This window comes from Variovorax sp. 01T432 (genome assembly GCF_056398605.1).
Genome location: NZ_JBFTPS010000002.1, coordinates 231817 through 249013 on the forward strand (window position 1 = coordinate 231817; position 17197 = coordinate 249013).

A 17197-nucleotide genomic window follows, 5' to 3' on the forward strand; every position below is an offset into this window, starting at 1 on the left:
CGCGGCCGCCCCATGGAGAAAGCTCGACCATGTCATCCATTCCCGGTGCCCATTCGGCCACCCCCTACGGCACATTGCCACCCGCATCGCCGCTGGCCCAGCGCAAGCCGCTGAGCCTGCCGCGCCTGGCGGACATGCATGCACGTGGCGAGAAGATCGCCATGCTGACCGCCTACGACGCCACCTTCGCCGCCATGGCCGACGCGGCGGGCGTGGAATGCCTGCTGGTGGGCGATTCGCTCGGCATGGTCTGCCAGGGCCTGCACAGCACGGTCGGCGTGACGCTGGAGACCATGCGCTATCACACCGACAGCGTCTCGCGCGGGCTGCACCGCGTCCAGGGCACCGCCTGGCTCATCGCCGACCTGCCCTTCGGCAGCTACCAGGAGTCGCGCGAGCAGGCCTTGCGCAGCGCCGCCGTGCTCATGCAGGCGGGCGCCCACATGGTCAAGCTGGAAGGCGGCGGCTGGACCACCGAGACGGTGCGCTTCCTGGTCGAGCGCGGCATCCCGGTCTGCGCCCATCTCGGCCTGACACCGCAGACGGTGCATGCGCTGGGCGGCTACCGTGTGCAGGGCAAGGGCGGCGAGGCCGCCGCTCTGCTCAAGCAACAGGCCCATGCGCTGCAGGACGCGGGCGCCACGATGCTGGTGCTCGAGATGGTGCCTGCCGCGCTCGCCGCCGAACTCACGGGCGAGCTGCGGCACTGCGCCACCATCGGCATCGGCGCGGGCCGCTCCACTGCCGGTCAGGTGCTGGTGCTGCACGACATGCTGGGCATCAACCTCGGCCGGATGCCGAAATTCGTGCGCAACTTCATGGCCGACGCAGCCGGCATCGCGCAGGCCCTGCAGGCCTATGTGCGCGCCGTGAAGGACGGCAGCTTCCCGGACGACGCGCTGCACGCCTGGTAGCGCACCCTCATTCACATCTCGATCACGACCATGCACATCGCCCGCACCATCCCCGAACTGCGCGAGCTCCTGGGCCGCCAACGACGGCCCGCCTTCGTCCCCACCATGGGCAACCTGCACGACGGCCACCTGGCGCTGGTGCGCCAGGCGAAGCCCCTGGGTGATGTCACGGTGGCCAGCATCTTCGTCAACCGGCTGCAGTTCCTGCCGCACGAGGACTTCGACACCTATCCGCGCACCTGGGACAGCGATTGCGAGAAGCTGCGCTCGGCCGGCTGCGATGTGCTGTTCGCACCCGACGAGCAGGCGCTCTATCCCGAGCCGCAAACCTGCAAGGTGCACCCGGACGGCGCGCTGGCCGACATTCTCGAAGGACACTTCCGGCCCGGCTTCTTCGTGGGCGTCTGCACCGTGGTGATGAAGCTGTTCGCCTGCGTGCAGCCGGCCGTTGCGGTGTTCGGCAAGAAGGACTACCAGCAGCTCATGGTCATCCGCCACATGGTGCGACAGTTCGCGCTGCCCATCGAGATCGTGGGTGGGGAGACCCGCCGCGCCGAGGACGGGCTGGCCTTGTCCTCGCGCAACGGCTACCTGAGCGAAGCCGAGCGCGCCGAGGCGGTGCAGTTGTCGAAGGCGCTCCAGGCGATGGGCCAGGCGGTCCGCGAGGGCGAGCATGACCTGGCCACCATCGAGGCGCGCGCGATGCACGCGCTCACGCAACGCGGATGGAAGCCCGACTACCTGGTACTGCGCCGCCGCGCCGACCTGCAGTCGCCGACGCCGGGCGACCCGCTCGTCGCACTGGCCGCGGCCCGGCTGGGCGGAACCCGGCTGATCGACAACCTTGAAATCGCTGCATGAATCTCGATGACCTATAGCGTCAAGGAAATTTTCTACACGCTGCAGGGCGAAGGCGCCCAGGCCGGCATGCCCGCCGTGTTCTGCCGCTTCGCCGGCTGCAATCTGTGGAGCGGCCGCGAGAGCGATCGTGCCAATGCCATCTGCCGTTTCTGCGACACCGAATTCGTGGGCACGGACGGCACGCTGGGCGGGAAGTTCGCCAGCGCCGAGTTGCTCGCCGATACGATCGCCGCGCAATGGCCGGCCGCGCACGATCAGCACCGCCAGACCGTGCTGACCGGCGGCGAACCGCTGTTGCAGGTGGACGCCGCGCTGATTGCGGCGCTGCATGCGCGCGGCTTCCGCATCGCGGTGGAAAGCAACGGCACTGTGGTGGCGCCCGAAGGCATCGACTGGCTTTGCATCAGCCCGAAGGCCGGCGCACCATGGGTCCAGCGCTCAGGGCAGGAGCTCAAGGTGGTGTGGCCGCAGCCCGGACTGGACCTGGATGCACTGGAGATTGACGGCCAATTCACCCACCGCTTCCTGCAACCGATGGACGGTCCCGTGCAGGCCGCGAACATGGCGTCGTGTATCGACACCTGCCTGCGCCACCCCGCCTGGCGGCTGAGCCTGCAGACGCACAAGCTGACGGGGATTCGATGATGAACTCCAGGCCTGCCCCCAAGTCATCGCAGTTCACCGTCAGCCAGCGCTTCTTCTTCGATGCCGCCCATACCCTGCGGCGCGAGATCGAAGCCGAAGGCAGCCGCCGCATCCACGGCCACACCTACCACGCGGAGGTGGCCGTCAGCGGCCCGCTCGACGCCGCCACTGGCATGGTCATCGACCTTGGCCTGTTGCGCCAACACTTGCAGGCCGTGCGCGAGCAGCTCGACCATCACCTGCTAGACGATGTGCCCGGCCTGGGCGTTCCCACGCTGGAGAACCTCTGCGTCTACATCGCGAAGGCCCTGGTCGACATGCGGCCCGCGCCTTCACGCGTGCGCGTCTGGCGCGAGCCGCTGGGGGACGAGTGCGTTCTGGAGATCGGCGCCTGACACCGCCGCCGGCGCGCCTTCAAGCACAGCGTCGATCCATCCTCGCAGGCTGTTGACGAAAGCCAGCGCCTGCACGCGAGGCAAGTCCTGCAGGCGCACCACTGCCTCGGTCAGGCGGCCTTCGCGCAGGCATCGCTCGCGCGCAATGCCGGCGAGCAGGCCGCAACGCCGCGAGGGCGTTACCCAGCGGCCGTCGATCAGCAGAGCCACGTTGCCGCGCGTGCATTCGGTGATCTCGCCCCGCGTGTTCCACAGGAGGGTGTCGAACACGCCCGCACGCGTGGGTGCGAACGCGTCGTAATGCGCGCGTCGCGTGGTCTTGAAACGGACGAATTCGCTGTCGGCCATTTCAAGCGGCCGGTCCGCCAATCGGAGCCTGACGCGGCTTGGCGCGGCTTCCATGGCATAGGCCTCGGCTCGCACGCTGCCTCGCCCGTCAAGCAGCACGCGAATGCGCCAGCGCCCCTGGGGGTGGGCTTGGCGCAGGTCTTCCACGCAGCGGTCCACCGCCTGGTTGTTCCATGGGTAATCGAAGTGGGTGGCAGCAGCGGCCAGACGCGCCACATGGGCTGAGGCCTCGCGAAGGCTGCCATCTTCCAGGGCCAGAGTTTCGAGCAGATCGAAGGGCGCGCTGGCACGGTCGAGGAAGGCACGCTTGTGCCGCCACTCCTGCCACTCGCCATCGGCCCGGGCTTCGGCCGTGACGCCGCTGCCGATGCCGCAATGTGCAATGCCCGCGTGCAGCGTCACGGTGCGGATCGGTACATTGAAGGTGGCGGCGCCACCCGGCTGGACGACGCCCACGGCTCCGCAGTAGATGCCCCGTGCGCCAGGCTCGAGGCCGCGGATCATCCGCATGGCGGCGACCTTGGGCGCGCCGGTGACGGAGCCGCAGGGGAAGAGCGCGCCGAACACGTCGGCCAGCGTGCAATCCGCGCGAGTCCGCGCCTCGACATCGGATGTCATCTGCCACACGGTGGGCAAGGCCTCGGCGTGGAAGAGACGTGGCACGCGCACCGAAAACGGCTCGGCGATACGGGACACGTCATTGCGCAGAAGGTCGACGATCATCACGTTCTCCGCGCGCTCCTTGACCGAGCTGCGCAGACCTGCGGCGGCGTCGGTGTCTTCCTGGGTGGTGGCGCCGCGCGCGGCCGTGCCCTTCATGGGCCGTGTGAGCAGATGGTGCTCTCGCCAGTCGAAGAACAGCTCCGGCGACACCGACAGCACCTGCTCGGAACCGGTGTCGATGCAGGCGCAATAGCCGCCAGGCTGAGCGCGCTGCAGCGCTGAGAACAGGGTGCGCGCCTGGGCATGGGGCTCGTCGGCGTCGGCCGAGTCAAGAAGGCCGCGCAGGCGCGCCGTGTAGTTGACCTGGTAAACCTCGCCCGAGGCGATGGCGCGTTGGATCTCCGCAATCGCCTTGTCAAAGGCAGACCGTGACAGCGCATCGCCCCATGCCACTCGCGCGACAGGCCTCACCGCTGCGCGCTCATTCTCGGCCTCGTCCGGCCACGGCAGCGCGCTGTCATAGATGCCAAACCAGGCGAGAGGGCCGTCTGCGTCATGCACCGTCAGCGCGGCGTCGAAGGCAGGCGCCGCCTCGTAGCGCAAGTAGCCCACGCACCAGCGCCCCTCCAGGGCCTGCGCCTGCACGGCGTCCAGAACTGGACGCACCTGTTGCCAGGTGTGCGCCACCAGGGTCTCGCGCGGCCGTCCGAAGGCGTGGCGCACTCGTGGCGCTCCGGGCACGCGGGGGCAAGCAAAGTCGATCAGGGCCGACACCGCGTCCATCAGGCCGCGCCGATCCCCGATATCAGGCTCCCTGCCGGTTGACCGTTCTTCAGCCCGGCGGTGAAGGCCAGCATCCTGTCGATCGGCACGCGCGCGCGACGGCCCAGGGCCGGATCGACCTGCACTTCGCCATCCCCGGTTTCCAGCACGCGCGCCAGATCCGCGAGGCCGTTCATGGCCATCCAGGGGCAGTGCGCGCAGCTCTTGCAGGTGGCCGAGTTGCCGGCCGTGGGCGCCTCGATGAAGGTCTTGCCGGGATTGAGCGTGCGCAGCTTGTGCAGCATGCCGTTGTCGGTCGCGACGATGAACTCGGCCGCATCCATGCGTTGTGCCGCGCTCAGGATGCCCGAAGTCGAACCCACGGCGTCGGCCAGTGCAATCACGTCCGCGGGCGATTCCGGATGCACGAGCACCTTGGCCGCCGGATGGGCCTTCTTGAGAAGCTCGAGTTCCAGCGCCTTGAATTCGTCGTGCACGATGCAGGCACCTTCCCAGCTCACCATGTCTGCGCCGGTTTCACGCCGGATGTAGTCGCCCAGGTGGCGGTCGGGTGCCCAGAGAATCTTCTGTCCCTGCGCCGCGAGTGCTCTCACCACATCCAGCGCGCAGCTCGAGGTGACCAGCCAGTCAGCACGCGCCTTCACCGCGGCACTGGTGTTGGCATAGACGACCACGGTACGGTCCGGATGCCGGTCGCAGAAGGCGCTGAAGGCGTCGGCCGGGCACCCGAGGTCGAGAGAGCAGGTCGCGTCCAGGTCGGGCATCAGCACGCGCTTTTCGGGCGACAGGATCTTCGCCGTCTCGCCCATGAAGCGGACGCCCGACACCACCAGCGTCCCGGCCGCGTGGTCTCGACCGAAGCGCGCCATCTCGAGCGAGTCGCTGACAAGGCCGCCTGTCTCCTCGGCCAGATCCTGCAGGTCGGGGTGGACGTAGTAGTGCGACACCATCACCGCGTTGCGTTCGCGAAGCAAGCGGCGGATGCGATCCTTCAGCGCTTCGCGTTCGGCCGGGGCCGGCTCGGGCGGCACGCGCGCCCAGGCGTGGCGCGTGTCGCAGGCGGCGCCGCCGGCTTTGGAGGCGGTGGGCTGCTCGTAGTCGACGCTGATCACGGATGAGCTCATCCTCAGTCCTCCCGGAAGCGCATGGAGAAATCCACCGCCTTGATGTCCTTGGTGAGCGCGCCGACCGAAATGCGGTCCACACCGGTTTCGGCGAGAGCGCGCACGCTGTCGAGCGTGACGCCCCCGGAAATCTCGAGCACAGCGCGCGCTTCCCCGGCCGCCTCGTTACGGCGCACAGCTTCGCGCAGGGTCGGCAGGTCCATGTTGTCCAGCAGCACCATGCGGGCATGGTTCGCCAAGGCCTCGTCGAGCTGGGCCAGGGTCTCGACCTCGATCTCGACGAACTTTGCCTGGGCCGCCACGCGCTCGGCCGCGCGCAGGGCCGCGCGAACGCCGCCGGCGGCGGCGATGTGGTTTTCCTTGATCAGGACCGCATCGTGCAGGCCGATGCGGTGATTGGTGCCGCCGCCCATGCGCACGGCGTACTTCTGGGCCAGACGCAGACCGGGCAGGGTCTTGCGTGTGTCGACGATCGCGGCGCGCGTGCCTCGCACCGCATCGACATAGGTGGCGGTTCGGGTCGCCACGGCGCTGAGCAGTTGGAGGAAATTGAGAGCAGTGCGTTCGGCTGTGAGCAGCGCCCGGGCATCGCCAGAGATCTCCAGCACTGTCTGGTCAGCCGCGCAGCGCGTGCCCTCGGCGCCGTGCCACACCACGCGTGCCTGCGGGTCGAGCTGCCGCACGACCGCCTCCACCCAGGGGCCGCCGCACAGTACGGCGCTCTCGCGAAGCAGGACGCGCGCCGTGGCATGAACCCCGGCCGTGACCAGGCCGGCCGTGAGATCGCCGCCGCCGACGTCTTCCTGCAAGGCACGCTGCACATCGGCCCGCGCGAGTTCGGCGAGACCGCTATCGGAAAAATCGAAGATCTTGTCGTTCATTTTGTTCTTGAAAAACGCCACGCCTCAGGCGGATTCGACACCGGGCTCGCGCCCCATCAGTTCAGCAACCGCTTCCGCGGGCCGCATCCGGCCATCAAGCAGCGCCACGACGCCGGCGGCGATGGGCATCTCCACGCCGAGGTGCCGAGCGCGCTGCACCACCGCACGCGCGCAGTAGACGCCTTCGGCCACATGACCGAGCGAATCCACCGCCTGCGCCAGCGTACGCCCCTGGGCCAGCAGGAGTCCGACCTTGCGGTTGCGCGAAAGATCGCCGGTGGCGGTGAGCACGAGGTCACCGAGACCCGAGAGGCCCATGAAGGTCTCAGGCCGCGCGCCGAGGGCGACGCCGAAACGCGTCATTTCGGCGAGGCCGCGCGTGATCAGGGCGGCTCGCGCATTGAATCCCAGCGCCAGGCCATCGGCGAGGCCGGTCGCGATCGCGAGCACATTCTTGACGGCACCGCCGACCTCGACGCCCACGATGTCTTCATTGGCGTACACGCGCAAGGTCGGGCCGTGGAAGGCTTCGACCAGGGTATTGCGCAGCTTCGCGTGGTGGCTGGCCGCCACCAGTGCGGTAGGTTGGCCTCTCGCCACTTCGAGCGCAAAGCTGGGCCCGCTCAACACGCCGGCGATCAGATGCGGCGCGACCTGAGCCTGGATCTCATGCGCCAGCAGTCCCACGGCGTCGCCCTCGACCCGCGCCGGCTCGACGCCCTTGGAAAGCCATGCCACTGGACAGGCCACGTCGCGCAAACGCACGAGCTGCTCACGCAGCGCGGCCATCGGCGTCGCCACGACCACGAGCTCGGCGCCCGACAGGTCGATCAGTGGGTCTCCGGCCCGCAGAGCCAGCGATGGAGGAAGTGCGATGCCGGGCAGGTAGCGCGCGTTCTCGCGCGCGGCCAGCATGGCCTGAGCCTGGGCCGCATCGCGCGCCCACAGGCTGACCGCGTGGCGGCCGGCCGCATTGACCGCCAGCGCAGTGCCCCAAGCGCCGGCGCCGAGCACGCAGATCTTCATCGGCGGCGGGGCGGTGGCAGGGTTACTGCGTGGTGATCGACGAAGGCTGGCCGGCGGCCTGCGCCTGCTGCTGCTCGAACATTGCCTGGAAGTTGATTTCAGCCAGGTGTACCGGCGGGAAGCCGCCACGCTGGATCACGTCGGCCACATTGCCGCGCAAGTACGGGTAAACGATCTGCGGGCAGGCGATGCCGAGAATCGGGCCCATCTGGTCTTCCGGCAGGTTGCGGATCTCGAAGATGCCCGCCTGCTTGGCTTCGACCAGGAACACGGTACGGTCCTGGATCTTGGTCTGCACGGTGGCCGAGACGGTGATCTCGAAGATGCCTTCGCTCACGGGCTGGGCATCGACGCCGAGCTGGATATCGACGGTCGGCTGTTCCTGCTCCAGCAAGATGGCGGGCGAATTGGGCTGCTCGAGCGACAGGTCCTTCAGATAGACGCGCTGGATCTGGAAAACGGGATCTTGGGATTGCTGGTCTGCCATGCTGAGCTTTCGAAAATCATGAACAACGCCCGCCGGGAAGAGCACTCCGCAGCGGGCTTTACGGGTAGCCGGGCATTATCACCGGCCTCCGTGAGGCTTCAGGCAGCTTGCATGAGTAGCGGCATGAGACCGCCGCGGCCGTCCAGCGCGATAAGGTCATCGCAGCCGCCGACATGCGTGTCACCGATGAAGATCTGCGGCACGGTGCGGCGTTGCGTGGTGCCCATCATCACCGCTCGCGCTTGCGGATCGCTGTCGATGCGGATCTCTTCGATCTGCTCGACACCCTTGGACTTGAGGATTTGCTTCGCTCGAATGCAATAAGGGCAGACGGCGGTCGTGTACATCTTGACAGCTTGCATCGTGGACATCTTGGTGAGGTTCAGGCTTTTTCAACCGGCAGATTAGCGGCTTTCCAGGATTTGAGTCCGCCGGACACGGCTTGGGCCTGCTCATAGCCGAGCTTTCTTGCCGTGGTCACGGCGCGCTGCGCACGCGCGCCGGTAGCGCAGACCAGAAGAAGTGGTAACGATTTGTTCTTGACGGCGGCGGGAAGCTTCGCCTCGAGCTGATCCAGCGGAACGTTCTTCGCGCCAGTCACGTGGCCGGCCGCGAACTCCTCGGGCTCGCGCACATCGACCACCACGGCACGCGCGCGATTGATGAGCTGGACCGCACCCTGCGCCGTGAGGGATCCGGCATTCGCGCCGCGCACCAATGGCCAGGCCAGCATGGCGCCGGAGCTGAGCGCGATCAGGATCAGCATCCAGTTGTCGACGATGAATTTCACGGTGTTCCTTGAGTAGCAAACCACGGATTTTAGAATGTCGGCTTTCCGCAAGCGTTCCCAAAGGCCTCTCCCATGCACAAACTGGTACTGATCCGCCACGGCGAATCGACCTGGAATCTCGAAAACCGATTCACCGGCTGGACCGATGTCGACCTGACCCCCACCGGCGTCGAACAGGCCAAGCAGGCCGGGCGGCTTCTCAAGGCGGAGGGCTATGACTTCGACGTGGCCTACACCAGCGTGCTCAAACGCGCGACCCGCACCCTGTGGCATACGCTCGACGAACTCGATCGCACCTGGCTCCCCGTGGTGCACTCATGGCGCCTCAACGAACGTCACTACGGCGGACTGCAGGGCCTGAACAAGGCAGAGACCGCCAGGAAGTACGGCGACGAGCAGGTCCTGGTCTGGCGTCGCAGCTACAACACGCCGCCGCCGCCGCTGGATGCGAACGATCCGCGCAGCGAGCGCGGCGACCTGCGCTACGCCAAGCTGGCCTCGGAACAGGTGCCTCTGACGGAATGTCTCAAGGACACGGTGGCGCGGGTGCTGCCCTTCTGGCACGAGTCGATGGCGCCTGCCATCCGCGCGGGGCGCCGCCTGGTGGTGGCGGCGCATGGCAACTCGATCCGCGCGCTGGTGAAATACCTCGACGGAATCTCAGACGACGCGATCGTCGGTCTCAACATTCCCAATGGAATTCCGCTGGTCTACGAGCTGGACGACGACCTCAAGCCCCTGCGCCACTACTATCTGGGTGATGCGGCCGCGGCCGAAAAAGCGGCGGCCCTCATCGCCGCGCAGGGCAAAGCTTGACGAAAATCAGCCTTTCGCCCGCGGGTTCAAGGAACCCCGGCAGACAACTTGCTTCCAAGCTGTGTATATTGGTTTGATAGGCGACAAGGACACTTACACATGGGCCAGAAACTGAAGATCACCGGTTGGGTTAGCGCAGGCGTCGTAGCCGGCGTACTCACCACCGTCTCGCTGCAAACCGTCGCACGGGGCTCTCTGGCTCCCCTCCCCCTGGAGGAACTGCAGCAGCTTGCTGCGGTGTTCGGCATGGTCAAGAGCGACTACGTCGAGCCGGTCGACGAGAAGAAACTCATCTCCGATGCGATTTCGGGCATGGTCGCGGGGCTCGACCCGCACTCGCAGTACTTCGACAAGAAGTCCTTCAAGGAATTTCGCGAAGGCACGACCGGTCGTTTCGTCGGCGTCGGCATCGAGATTTCGCAGGAAGACGGCTTGATCAAGGTGGTATCGCCGATCGAGGGTTCGCCCGCATTCCGCGCCGGCCTCAAGCCCAACGACCTGATCACGAAGATCGACGACGCTGCAGTCCGCGGCCTGTCGCTCAACGAAGCGGTCAAGCGCATGCGCGGCGAGGCCAACACCAAGGTGCTGCTGACGATCTTCCGCAAGGACGAGAACCGCACCTTCCCGGTCACCATCACGCGCGAGGAGATTCGTACGCAGTCGGTGCGCGGCAAGGTGATGGAGCCGGGCTACGGCTGGATTCGCGTATCGCAGTTCCAGGAGCGCACCGTCGAGGACTTTGCCAAGAAAGTCGAAGAACTCTACAAGCAGGATCCCAACCTCAAAGGCCTCGTGCTGGACCTGCGCAACGATCCGGGCGGTCTGCTCGACGCAGCGGTGGCCATTTCGGCGGCGTTCCTGCCGGAGAACGCCACGGTGGTGTCGACCGACGGCCAGTTGAGCGAAAGCAAGGCTGTCTACAAGGCCGCGCCCGAGTTCTACCAGCGCCGGGCCGGCAGCGACCCGCTGCGCGGACTGCCTGCGGCGCTCAAGACAGTGCCGCTGGTGGTGCTCGTCAATGAAGGCTCTGCTTCCGCAAGCGAAATCGTGGCTGGCGCCCTGCAGGATCACAAGCGCGGAATCATCATGGGCAGCCAGACCTTCGGCAAGGGCTCAGTGCAGACGGTGCGCCCGCTCGGCCCCGATACCGGGCTCAAGATCACGACTGCGCGCTACTACACCCCGAGCGGCACCTCGATCCAGGCCAAGGGGATCGTGCCGAACGTGCTGGTCGACGAGAGTGCCGAGGGCAGCCCCTTCGCCGCCTTGCGCATGCGGGAAGCCGACCTCGAAAAGCATCTGGCCAGCGGCCAGGGTCCGGAGAGCAAGGACCCCGAACGCGAAAAAGCGCGCGACGAAGCCCGCAAGCGTCTCGAGGAGGAGGCCAAGAAGCCGGTGCAAGACCGCAAGGTGCCGGAATTCGGCGCCGCGCAGGATTTCCCGCTGATCCAGGCCTTGAACCGACTCAAGGGCCAACCGGTGCTCGTAAGCAAGACCCAGGTGATCGTCGACAACAAGGAAGAGAAGAAGGACAACTGATCCTCGAGGCTGGCTCCAGGTCGAGCCGCCCCGGTGAAATGCACAGCGCATGGAAGACCACGACCTCCTGCGCTATTCGCGCCATATCCTGCTCGAGGAATTCGGCATTGACGGCCAAGAGCGAGTCAGCGCGGCGCATGCGCTTGTGATCGGCGCCGGCGGGCTCGGTTCGCCGGTGGCGCTTTATCTCGCGGCCGCCGGTGTCGGCCGCATCACGCTGGTCGACGATGACGAAGTCGATCTCACCAACCTCCAACGCCAGATCGCGCACACCACGGCGCGCGTGGGCATGCCGAAGGTCGACTCCGCAGCCGAGGCCATGCGCGCCATCAATCCCGAGATAAGGGTCGATTTGCACCGGCTTCGCGCCGACCATGCGCTTCTTGCCCAACTGGTCGCGACCGCCGACGTGGTGGTCGACTGCTGTGACAACTTCGACACCCGGCACGCCGTGAACCGGGCGTGTGTCCAGTTCGCCAAGCCGCTCGTGGCTGGCGCCGCCATCCGCTTCGATGGCCAACTGAGCGTGTACGACACGCGCGAGCCGTCCTGCCCCTGCTACGCATGCCTGTTTCCTCCAGACGCCAGTTTCGAGGAAACGCGCTGCGCGGTCATGGGCGTGTTCGCACCCGTCGTCGGAACCATCGGCACCTTGCAGGCCAGCGAAGCCCTGAAACTGCTCGCCGGCATCAGGCCCTCACTCGCCGGCAGCCTGCTGATGTTCGACGGCCGCCGAACCGCGTTCGACACCCTGCGCGTCGCGCGCGATCCCGCGTGCAGCGTGTGCGGGCATCGCCCGGGCGGTTCAGCGCTCTGACGGGTCGCTCTGCAGGCCTGGTCGCCGACGCCGCCCCAACGCCAAATCAATGCTTCTCGTAAGAACAAGCCTACAGCCACAAACCGCCAAACCCTGCATGATGCGGGCTACGAAGCGGTCGTCCTTGAGACGACAAGCTTTACAAGGCCGGCAAGTCGGCGGACTTGACCTCTCAAGGGCGTGCGGTTCTCCATGGACCCAAGATTGAAAACCTACATCGTCGAAGACAACGTCACGATTCGCGAGAATCTCGTTGGCACCCTGGAAGAGCTCACCTGTATCTCGGCGATCGGCTTCGCGGAAACGGAAGCCGAAGCCAGCCAATGGTTACGTGACAACAAGGACGAATGGGAATTGGCGATCGTCGACCTGTTCTTGAAGCAGGGCAGCGGCTTGGGTGTATTGCAAACGTGCATGGCGCGACGGCCGGGTCAGAAGGTCGTGGTCCTCAGCAACTATGCGACGCCCGACATCCGCAAGCGTTGCGCCCAGTTCGGTGTCGATGCCGTCTTCGACAAATCGAACGAGATCGACGCGCTCATTGACTACTGCATCGAACAAGCGGCCGCGATTCGCCCATCGACGAGCCGCTGACACCCGGCGCAATGCGCCGCGAGGCGCCGGCCGATCTTCAATCGATCAGCTTGTTCTTCAGCGCGTAGTACGTCAGGTCGCTGTTGGACGAGAGGTTCATCTTCTCCATCAGCCGCGTGCGATAGGTGCTCACGGTCTTCACGGAAAGCGACAGCGTCTTGGCGATATCGCCCGCCGTCTCGCCCTTGGCCAGCTTCAGGAAGACCTGGAACTCGCGCTCCGACAGTTGCTCATGCGGTGCTGCGTCGTCCTTGCGATCAAGCTGCCGTGCGAGCAATTCGGCCACCGCTGGCGTGATGTAACGCCTGCCCAGGGAGACAGTGCGGATCGCATTCACGATCTCGATCGGATCGCACTCCTTGTTGAGGTAGCCGCTCGCACCCTGGCGGATGAGGTTCATCGCATAGTGCTCCTCGGGATAGCCGCTCAGGATGAGGATGCCGACATCCGGCGCCTTCGCGCGAATCATCGCGAGGGCATCGATGCCGCTCTGGCCGGGCATCGAAAGGTCCATCACGAGCACGTCGAGTTCGGTGGTTCGCACCAGTTCGATGGCCTCGCGGCCACTGGCGGCTTCACCCACAACGCGCAGATCAACGTGCTCCGAGAAAAACTGGCGCAAGCCGGAGCGCACGATAGCGTGGTCGTCCACAATTCCGATCTTGATCATCTGTTACCTTCGTCGTTGCGTTGTATAGATAGCGGTCTTATGCGTCGCACCGTGCCGGTCCCTGTGGGGCTTCGATTATTCACGAAATTGAGGTGCTGGCATCTCTCGGAGACCTCATGCGCTGGTTAGCTTTTCCGAAGATGGCCCTGGGCCTGACGCTGGCGGCGCTGGCTGCACTCATTCTCGTGGGCATCAACGAGGCCGGCTATCGGCAGTCGACTCGGGCGCTTACCGAGGTGGAAAACGCCCAGCGGGCGCGCGGGGTTCTCAACCTCATGCTCCAAAACATCCTTGATGGAGAAACGGGCCAGCGCGGGTTTCTGTTGACCGGAGAAGCACGCTACCGCGAGCCCTACGACGCGGCGGTGAAGCAAGTGGACGGCCATCTGGCCGCTTTACAAATGCTCTATGCCAACAGGCCGGACGAACTGGCGCGCCTTGGTGAGTTGTCGAAGCACGTCGCGCGCAAGCTCGCGGAGATGGAAATGAGCGTGCGTCTGCGCCAGAACGGCAATGAGGACGCCTGGAAGTTCGTCATCACCACCGATGTGGGCCGCGAGGAAATGGAAGCCATTCGCCGGCAGGCCGGCGAGTTGATCGCCATCAGCAATGAGGAACTGATGCAGGGGCAGATCCAGATCGCGAAGTCGCTGCGGCTGGCCCGGATCGGAATCGCGATCGTGGCGCTGGCCGCGCTCATGGCCTTCTACCTCTACCTGCGCCAGACCCATGCCCTGCGATCAGCCGGCGAGCGCCAGCAGGAGGCGCTGCAGCGCGAACGAAACGCCCTCGAGGACGAGGTGCGCGAGCGCACCGCGACGCTGGCTGAACTCGCGACCCATCTGCAGCAGGTGAGAGAAACCGAACGCGGCTACCTCGCCCGCGAACTCCATGACGAACTCGGCTCCCTGTTGACCGCCGCCAAGCTGGATGTCGCGCGCCTGAAATCCAGGCTGGCCGACGCCCCGGATGCGACGCAGCGGCTGCAGCACTTGAACGAACTCCTCAACAGCGGGATCGCCCTCAAGCGCCGCATCATCGAAGATCTGAGGCCGTCCTCACTGTCCAACCTCGGCCTTGTCGCTTCGCTCGAGATCCTGGGACGCGAATTCGCCGAACATTCGGGCATGGAGGTCGAGATGGTGCTGGAGCCGGTGTCGCTCGACGAGGCGAACCAGCTCACGGTCTACCGCATGGTGCAGGAAAGCCTGACCAACATCGGCAAGTACGCCCAGGCGAGCGAAGCCAGCATCGTGATGAAGAACTATGGCAACCACGTCGTGGTGGAAGTGGCCGACAACGGCAAGGGCTTCGACACCCAGCAGGCCCGCCCCTCCACCCACGGCCTGGCAGGCATGCGCCATCGCGTGGAGGCGGCCAGGGGCAAGCTGAGTGTCCTGTCGAAGCCGGGCGAAGGCACGCGGCTCAGCGCGATCCTGCCTGCCGCGCCCACGCCGGCGCACGCCTGAGAACGCCGCTCGCGACCGCAATCGGCCCCTGATCCGGCCCTCTCCTACGCCCCCAGGCCGCTGCTGCTGACAGGGCCGGGAAGACCGCCCGTTTAACGTTGTCTTCAGGTCGTTCATGCGAACGAAGACGTGTTCATTCACGACAACGAGGCCACTTCGAAGGAGTCAACATGTTGCACTATGCGGTCGTGTTTCTGGTCATTGCCTTGATTGCCGCGGTGTTCGGCTTCGGCGGCATCGCGGCCAGCGCCGTGGGAATCGCGAAGATTCTTTTCATCATCTTCATCGTCCTGGCGCTCGCCAGCCTCATCGCAGGCTTGATACGACGCGGTTAGCGTCGTTACGATGAGCAGGCTCCCGCAATCAATCTCCCGGAAGGATCATTTTTTATGAACACAACAACCAAGACCCCCTCGCAGCTGGCCGACGATATCCGCCAGACCGCCAATGACGCCGTCGACACCACCCGGGCATATGCGCAGAACGCGGTGAATGCCGCCGGCGAGAAGGTCCGTGACCTGCGCCGAGATGCGGAGCCCACCGTCGAGCAGATCGCCGCGCGGGTCCAGCAGGCCGTGCAGCGCGGTCTCGACGCCGCGTCGACGACCAGCGCGCGCGCCCAACGCCGGTTGGAAGCCGCGGCGGACGTGACAGGCAAATACATTTCCGATCAACCGGTCCGCTCGGTGCTCATCGCCGCTGCCGCCGGCGCGGCGATCACCGCGCTGATTGTTCTCGCAAGCCGCCGCCGGGACGACTATTGATCTGAGCCTCTCGTCTCCACCGGCCTAGGCCACAGCCTGTTGCACCATGCTTCATCCCATTTATTCCACGGTGCTCGGGCATCCCGAGTTGATTGCCGACCACATCGCCAACTACGGCGCCCTGGTCAGGCTGGAAGCCACGGAGGCGTCGAAGGTCATCGTCGGGCGCATCATCGCCGGTGTCCTGGCGGCAGTCAGCGCGATGCTCGCGCTCGGGCTGATCGGTGTTGCCGTCATGCTGGGCGCGCTCCAAGGCAGCTTCCATTGGGTGCTGGTCGCTGTCCCCGGCGCGGCGATCGTCATCGCGATCACGGCCGGGTATCTCGCCTCGCGCCCCAGCAAGTTCCAGGGCTTTACCGACCTTCGCGCGCAAGTCGATGCCGACATTCGCGCGCTTCATGCGGCGGGAGCACGCGATGGCAGCTGAGTTTCCACCCCCACCCTTGACACCGCAACAAAGGCTGGAGATCTCGCGCATGGCGCTCATCCGCCAGCTGCGCGGCGCGGACGAGGTGGGCGATCTCGAGCCTGCTGCGGCCGAGCCGCAGCAGCAAGCTGAAGGCAGGCGGGGCGACCCCGCGTGGACCTCCGTTGCGCGCGGCATCGTCTTGCGCTGGTGGCGCAGGCATCCCGCCAATGCCGCTGGCCAGTTGGCGCGACCGCTGCTCGAGCGCTATGCGCGCGAACAGCCGGCGAAGCTCATCACAGCCGCCGCCGGGACAGGTGCGTTGCTCGTCTTGATCAAGCCCTGGCGACTGCTGTCGATCACGGCGATCATCGCCGCCGTATTGAGAACCTCCGACGTGGCCGACCTGCTGACCACATTGATGCGGATTCAATCAACCCCACGAAAGGCCCCGCCATGAACAACCCCTCCGCCCGGAAACAACCGGAACGCCTGGTGCTCGATCAGACTGCCATCGAGGCTGCCTCCAAGAGCCTGGACGAGGGCGCTGTAACGCCAAGCTACGGCCCATGGCGTGACGACATCGTCAGGCTCTTGAACGACGCGCTCGCGACCGAACTGGTTTGCGTACTGCGCTACAAGCGCCACTACTTCACCGCCAACGGCGTGGAGTCGCCCAAGATCGCCGAAGAGTTTCTGGTGCACGCCAATGAAGAGTCCGCGCACGCGGACATGATCGCAGAGCGCATTGTCCAGCTCGGTGGCGAACCCAACTTCAATCCGGCAAGCCTGCTGGAGCGCAGCCATGCCAAGTACGACGAGTCGACGGAGTTGCATGCGATGGTGAAGGCCAACCTGATCGCTGAACGCATCGCGGTCGAAACATATCGGCAGATGATCGCCCTGATCGGCGACAAGGACCCCACGACGCGGCGCATGCTGGAGCAGATCCTCAGCGACGAGGAAGAGCATGCGGACGAGCTGAAGGACTGGATGGGCCAGTCAAGAACAAGCCACGCGTGACCAATAGAAAAGCCCGGGTCCCCGGGCTTTTCTATTGAGCATCCCAAACCCGTACCCGGGCCAGGCGTTCGCGAAGAAACGACTATGCGCTACAAGGTGAACGGCAGCGCCAAGATGACCGACACGTCATTGGTGCGAGCTCACGGCGTTATCGGACGCCGTGCGGTGAGCCCGCTATT

General features: G+C 65.8%; 22 protein-coding genes. 14 read left to right on the forward strand and 8 right to left on the reverse strand.

Translation table 11 applies throughout. The features are described 5' to 3' along the window. Positions 1-29 precede the first annotated feature (29 nt). Genes panB through AC1DNF_RS02780 form a run of 4 tightly spaced genes read left to right on the forward strand, consistent with a single transcriptional unit; the run spans position 30 to position 2815 of the window. On the forward strand, positions 30-914 hold the full coding sequence (gene panB / locus AC1DNF_RS02765) for a 3-methyl-2-oxobutanoate hydroxymethyltransferase (protein ID WP_478147006.1): 885 nt from the start codon (positions 30-32) through the stop codon (positions 912-914). Between the two features lie 30 nt (positions 915-944). After that, complete coding sequence (gene panC, locus AC1DNF_RS02770) at positions 945-1775, forward strand: pantoate--beta-alanine ligase (RefSeq protein ID WP_478147007.1); 831 nt, start codon at positions 945-947, stop codon at positions 1773-1775. Positions 1776-1781: 6 nt separating this feature from the next. After that, the gene (queE, locus tag AC1DNF_RS02775) at positions 1782-2420 is read left to right on the forward strand and encodes a 7-carboxy-7-deazaguanine synthase (protein ID WP_478147008.1); all 639 of its coding nucleotides are present in this window, start codon (positions 1782-1784) and stop codon (positions 2418-2420) included. Continuing rightward, positions 2420-2815, forward strand: a complete 396-nt coding sequence (locus AC1DNF_RS02780; RefSeq protein WP_478147009.1) for a 6-pyruvoyl trahydropterin synthase family protein — start codon at positions 2420-2422, stop codon at positions 2813-2815. The genes queE and AC1DNF_RS02780 overlap by 1 nt, the downstream gene beginning before the upstream one ends. Here the strand turns inward: AC1DNF_RS02780 and pabB are convergent. From pabB to AC1DNF_RS02815, 7 genes are all read right to left on the reverse strand, one after another. Then, the gene (gene pabB / locus AC1DNF_RS02785; protein ID WP_478147010.1) at positions 2753-4609 is read right to left on the reverse strand and encodes an aminodeoxychorismate synthase component I; all 1857 of its coding nucleotides are present in this window, start codon (positions 4607-4609) and stop codon (positions 2753-2755) included. The genes AC1DNF_RS02780 and pabB overlap by 63 nt on opposite strands. Further along, on the reverse strand, positions 4609-5733 hold the full coding sequence (nadA, locus tag AC1DNF_RS02790) for a quinolinate synthase NadA (protein WP_478147011.1): 1125 nt from the start codon (positions 5731-5733) through the stop codon (positions 4609-4611). Before nadA ends, pabB begins: the two co-directional genes overlap by 1 nt. A 2-nt stretch (positions 5734-5735) precedes the next feature. Continuing rightward, positions 5736-6614 (reverse strand): carboxylating nicotinate-nucleotide diphosphorylase, encoded by an 879-nt coding sequence (gene nadC, locus AC1DNF_RS02795; protein WP_478147012.1) that lies wholly within the window; start codon positions 6612-6614, stop codon positions 5736-5738. Positions 6615-6638: 24 nt separating this feature from the next. After that, the gene (locus AC1DNF_RS02800; protein ID WP_478147013.1) at positions 6639-7640 is read right to left on the reverse strand and encodes an NAD(P)H-dependent glycerol-3-phosphate dehydrogenase; all 1002 of its coding nucleotides are present in this window, start codon (positions 7638-7640) and stop codon (positions 6639-6641) included. A 22-nt stretch (positions 7641-7662) separates the two neighbouring features. Next, positions 7663-8127: a protein-export chaperone SecB gene (gene secB, locus AC1DNF_RS02805; protein WP_478147014.1), complete on the reverse strand. Its 465-nt coding sequence runs from the start codon at positions 8125-8127 to the stop codon at positions 7663-7665. A gap of 98 nt (positions 8128-8225) precedes the next feature. Further along, positions 8226-8489, reverse strand: coding sequence for a glutaredoxin 3 (gene grxC, locus AC1DNF_RS02810; RefSeq protein ID WP_478147015.1), 264 nt, complete (start codon positions 8487-8489; stop codon positions 8226-8228). A gap of 20 nt (positions 8490-8509) precedes the next feature. Next, positions 8510-8917 carry a rhodanese-like domain-containing protein gene (locus AC1DNF_RS02815; protein WP_478147016.1) on the reverse strand — a complete coding sequence of 136 codons (408 nt, stop codon included), beginning with the start codon at positions 8915-8917 and terminating at the stop codon, positions 8510-8512. Positions 8918-8989: 72 nt separating this feature from the next. On the opposite strand from AC1DNF_RS02815, the gene gpmA reads away from it, so the two are divergent. From gpmA to AC1DNF_RS02835, 4 genes are all read left to right on the forward strand, one after another. Continuing rightward, on the forward strand, positions 8990-9733 hold the full coding sequence (gpmA, locus tag AC1DNF_RS02820) for a 2,3-diphosphoglycerate-dependent phosphoglycerate mutase (RefSeq protein WP_478147017.1): 744 nt from the start codon (positions 8990-8992) through the stop codon (positions 9731-9733). 99 nt (positions 9734-9832) lie between these two features. After that, positions 9833-11275 (forward strand): S41 family peptidase, encoded by a 1443-nt coding sequence (locus AC1DNF_RS02825; RefSeq protein ID WP_478147018.1) that lies wholly within the window; start codon positions 9833-9835, stop codon positions 11273-11275. 49 nt (positions 11276-11324) lie between these two features. Continuing rightward, positions 11325-12092: a HesA/MoeB/ThiF family protein gene (locus tag AC1DNF_RS02830; protein ID WP_478147019.1), complete on the forward strand. Its 768-nt coding sequence runs from the start codon at positions 11325-11327 to the stop codon at positions 12090-12092. Positions 12093-12284: 192 nt separating this feature from the next. Further along, entirely contained in the window at positions 12285-12686 is a 402-nt protein-coding gene (locus AC1DNF_RS02835; RefSeq protein WP_478147032.1) for a response regulator, read from the forward strand. Positions 12687-12723: 37 nt separating this feature from the next. Here the strand turns inward: AC1DNF_RS02835 and AC1DNF_RS02840 are convergent, their stop codons facing one another. Next, positions 12724-13356: a response regulator gene (locus AC1DNF_RS02840; protein WP_158722653.1), complete on the reverse strand. Its 633-nt coding sequence runs from the start codon at positions 13354-13356 to the stop codon at positions 12724-12726. 140 nt (positions 13357-13496) lie between these two features. On the opposite strand from AC1DNF_RS02840, the gene AC1DNF_RS02845 reads away from it, so the two are divergent. From AC1DNF_RS02845 to AC1DNF_RS02870, 6 genes are all read left to right on the forward strand, one after another. Beyond that, complete coding sequence (locus tag AC1DNF_RS02845; protein ID WP_478147033.1) at positions 13497-14825, forward strand: CHASE3 domain-containing protein; 1329 nt, start codon at positions 13497-13499, stop codon at positions 14823-14825. A gap of 170 nt (positions 14826-14995) precedes the next feature. Continuing rightward, positions 14996-15160, forward strand: coding sequence for a DUF1328 domain-containing protein (locus tag AC1DNF_RS02850; protein WP_477925699.1), 165 nt, complete (start codon positions 14996-14998; stop codon positions 15158-15160). A 54-nt stretch (positions 15161-15214) separates the two neighbouring features. Next, positions 15215-15589 (forward strand): hypothetical protein, encoded by a 375-nt coding sequence (locus AC1DNF_RS02855; RefSeq protein WP_478147020.1) that lies wholly within the window; start codon positions 15215-15217, stop codon positions 15587-15589. A 46-nt stretch (positions 15590-15635) separates the two neighbouring features. Next, positions 15636-16016, forward strand: a complete 381-nt coding sequence (locus AC1DNF_RS02860; RefSeq protein WP_478147021.1) for a hypothetical protein — start codon at positions 15636-15638, stop codon at positions 16014-16016. 49 nt (positions 16017-16065) lie between these two features. Beyond that, positions 16066-16455, forward strand: a complete 390-nt coding sequence (locus AC1DNF_RS02865; RefSeq protein WP_478147022.1) for a hypothetical protein — start codon at positions 16066-16068, stop codon at positions 16453-16455. Then, on the forward strand, positions 16452-17018 hold the full coding sequence (locus tag AC1DNF_RS02870; protein ID WP_478147023.1) for a ferritin-like domain-containing protein: 567 nt from the start codon (positions 16452-16454) through the stop codon (positions 17016-17018). The genes AC1DNF_RS02865 and AC1DNF_RS02870 overlap by 4 nt, the downstream gene beginning before the upstream one ends. The last annotated feature ends 179 nt before the right edge of the window (positions 17019-17197 follow it).

Coding starts and splice junctions, on each gene's coding strand:
- panB (WP_478147006.1), top strand. CDS start 30: ATGTCATCCATTCCCGGTGCCCATTCGGCCACCCCCTACGGCACATTG.
- panC (WP_478147007.1), top strand. CDS start 945: ATGCACATCGCCCGCACCATCCCCGAACTGCGCGAGCTCCTGGGCCGC.
- queE (WP_478147008.1), top strand. CDS start 1,782: ATGACCTATAGCGTCAAGGAAATTTTCTACACGCTGCAGGGCGAAGGC.
- AC1DNF_RS02780 (WP_478147009.1), top strand. CDS start 2,420: ATGAACTCCAGGCCTGCCCCCAAGTCATCGCAGTTCACCGTCAGCCAG.
- pabB (WP_478147010.1), bottom strand. CDS start 4,609: ATGGACGCGGTGTCGGCCCTGATCGACTTTGCTTGCCCCCGCGTGCCC.
- nadA (WP_478147011.1), bottom strand. CDS start 5,733: ATGAGCTCATCCGTGATCAGCGTCGACTACGAGCAGCCCACCGCCTCC.
- nadC (WP_478147012.1), bottom strand. CDS start 6,614: ATGAACGACAAGATCTTCGATTTTTCCGATAGCGGTCTCGCCGAACTC.
- AC1DNF_RS02800 (WP_478147013.1), bottom strand. CDS start 7,640: ATGAAGATCTGCGTGCTCGGCGCCGGCGCTTGGGGCACTGCGCTGGCG.
- secB (WP_478147014.1), bottom strand. CDS start 8,127: ATGGCAGACCAGCAATCCCAAGATCCCGTTTTCCAGATCCAGCGCGTC.
- grxC (WP_478147015.1), bottom strand. CDS start 8,489: ATGCAAGCTGTCAAGATGTACACGACCGCCGTCTGCCCTTATTGCATT.
- gpmA (WP_478147017.1), top strand. CDS start 8,990: ATGCACAAACTGGTACTGATCCGCCACGGCGAATCGACCTGGAATCTC.
- AC1DNF_RS02825 (WP_478147018.1), top strand. CDS start 9,833: ATGGGCCAGAAACTGAAGATCACCGGTTGGGTTAGCGCAGGCGTCGTA.
- AC1DNF_RS02830 (WP_478147019.1), top strand. CDS start 11,325: ATGGAAGACCACGACCTCCTGCGCTATTCGCGCCATATCCTGCTCGAG.
- AC1DNF_RS02835 (WP_478147032.1), top strand. CDS start 12,285: ATGGACCCAAGATTGAAAACCTACATCGTCGAAGACAACGTCACGATT.
- AC1DNF_RS02840 (WP_158722653.1), bottom strand. CDS start 13,356: ATGATCAAGATCGGAATTGTGGACGACCACGCTATCGTGCGCTCCGGC.
- AC1DNF_RS02845 (WP_478147033.1), top strand. CDS start 13,497: ATGGCCCTGGGCCTGACGCTGGCGGCGCTGGCTGCACTCATTCTCGTG.
- AC1DNF_RS02850 (WP_477925699.1), top strand. CDS start 14,996: ATGTTGCACTATGCGGTCGTGTTTCTGGTCATTGCCTTGATTGCCGCG.
- AC1DNF_RS02855 (WP_478147020.1), top strand. CDS start 15,215: ATGAACACAACAACCAAGACCCCCTCGCAGCTGGCCGACGATATCCGC.
- AC1DNF_RS02860 (WP_478147021.1), top strand. CDS start 15,636: ATGCTTCATCCCATTTATTCCACGGTGCTCGGGCATCCCGAGTTGATT.
- AC1DNF_RS02865 (WP_478147022.1), top strand. CDS start 16,066: ATGGCGCTCATCCGCCAGCTGCGCGGCGCGGACGAGGTGGGCGATCTC.
- AC1DNF_RS02870 (WP_478147023.1), top strand. CDS start 16,452: ATGAACAACCCCTCCGCCCGGAAACAACCGGAACGCCTGGTGCTCGAT.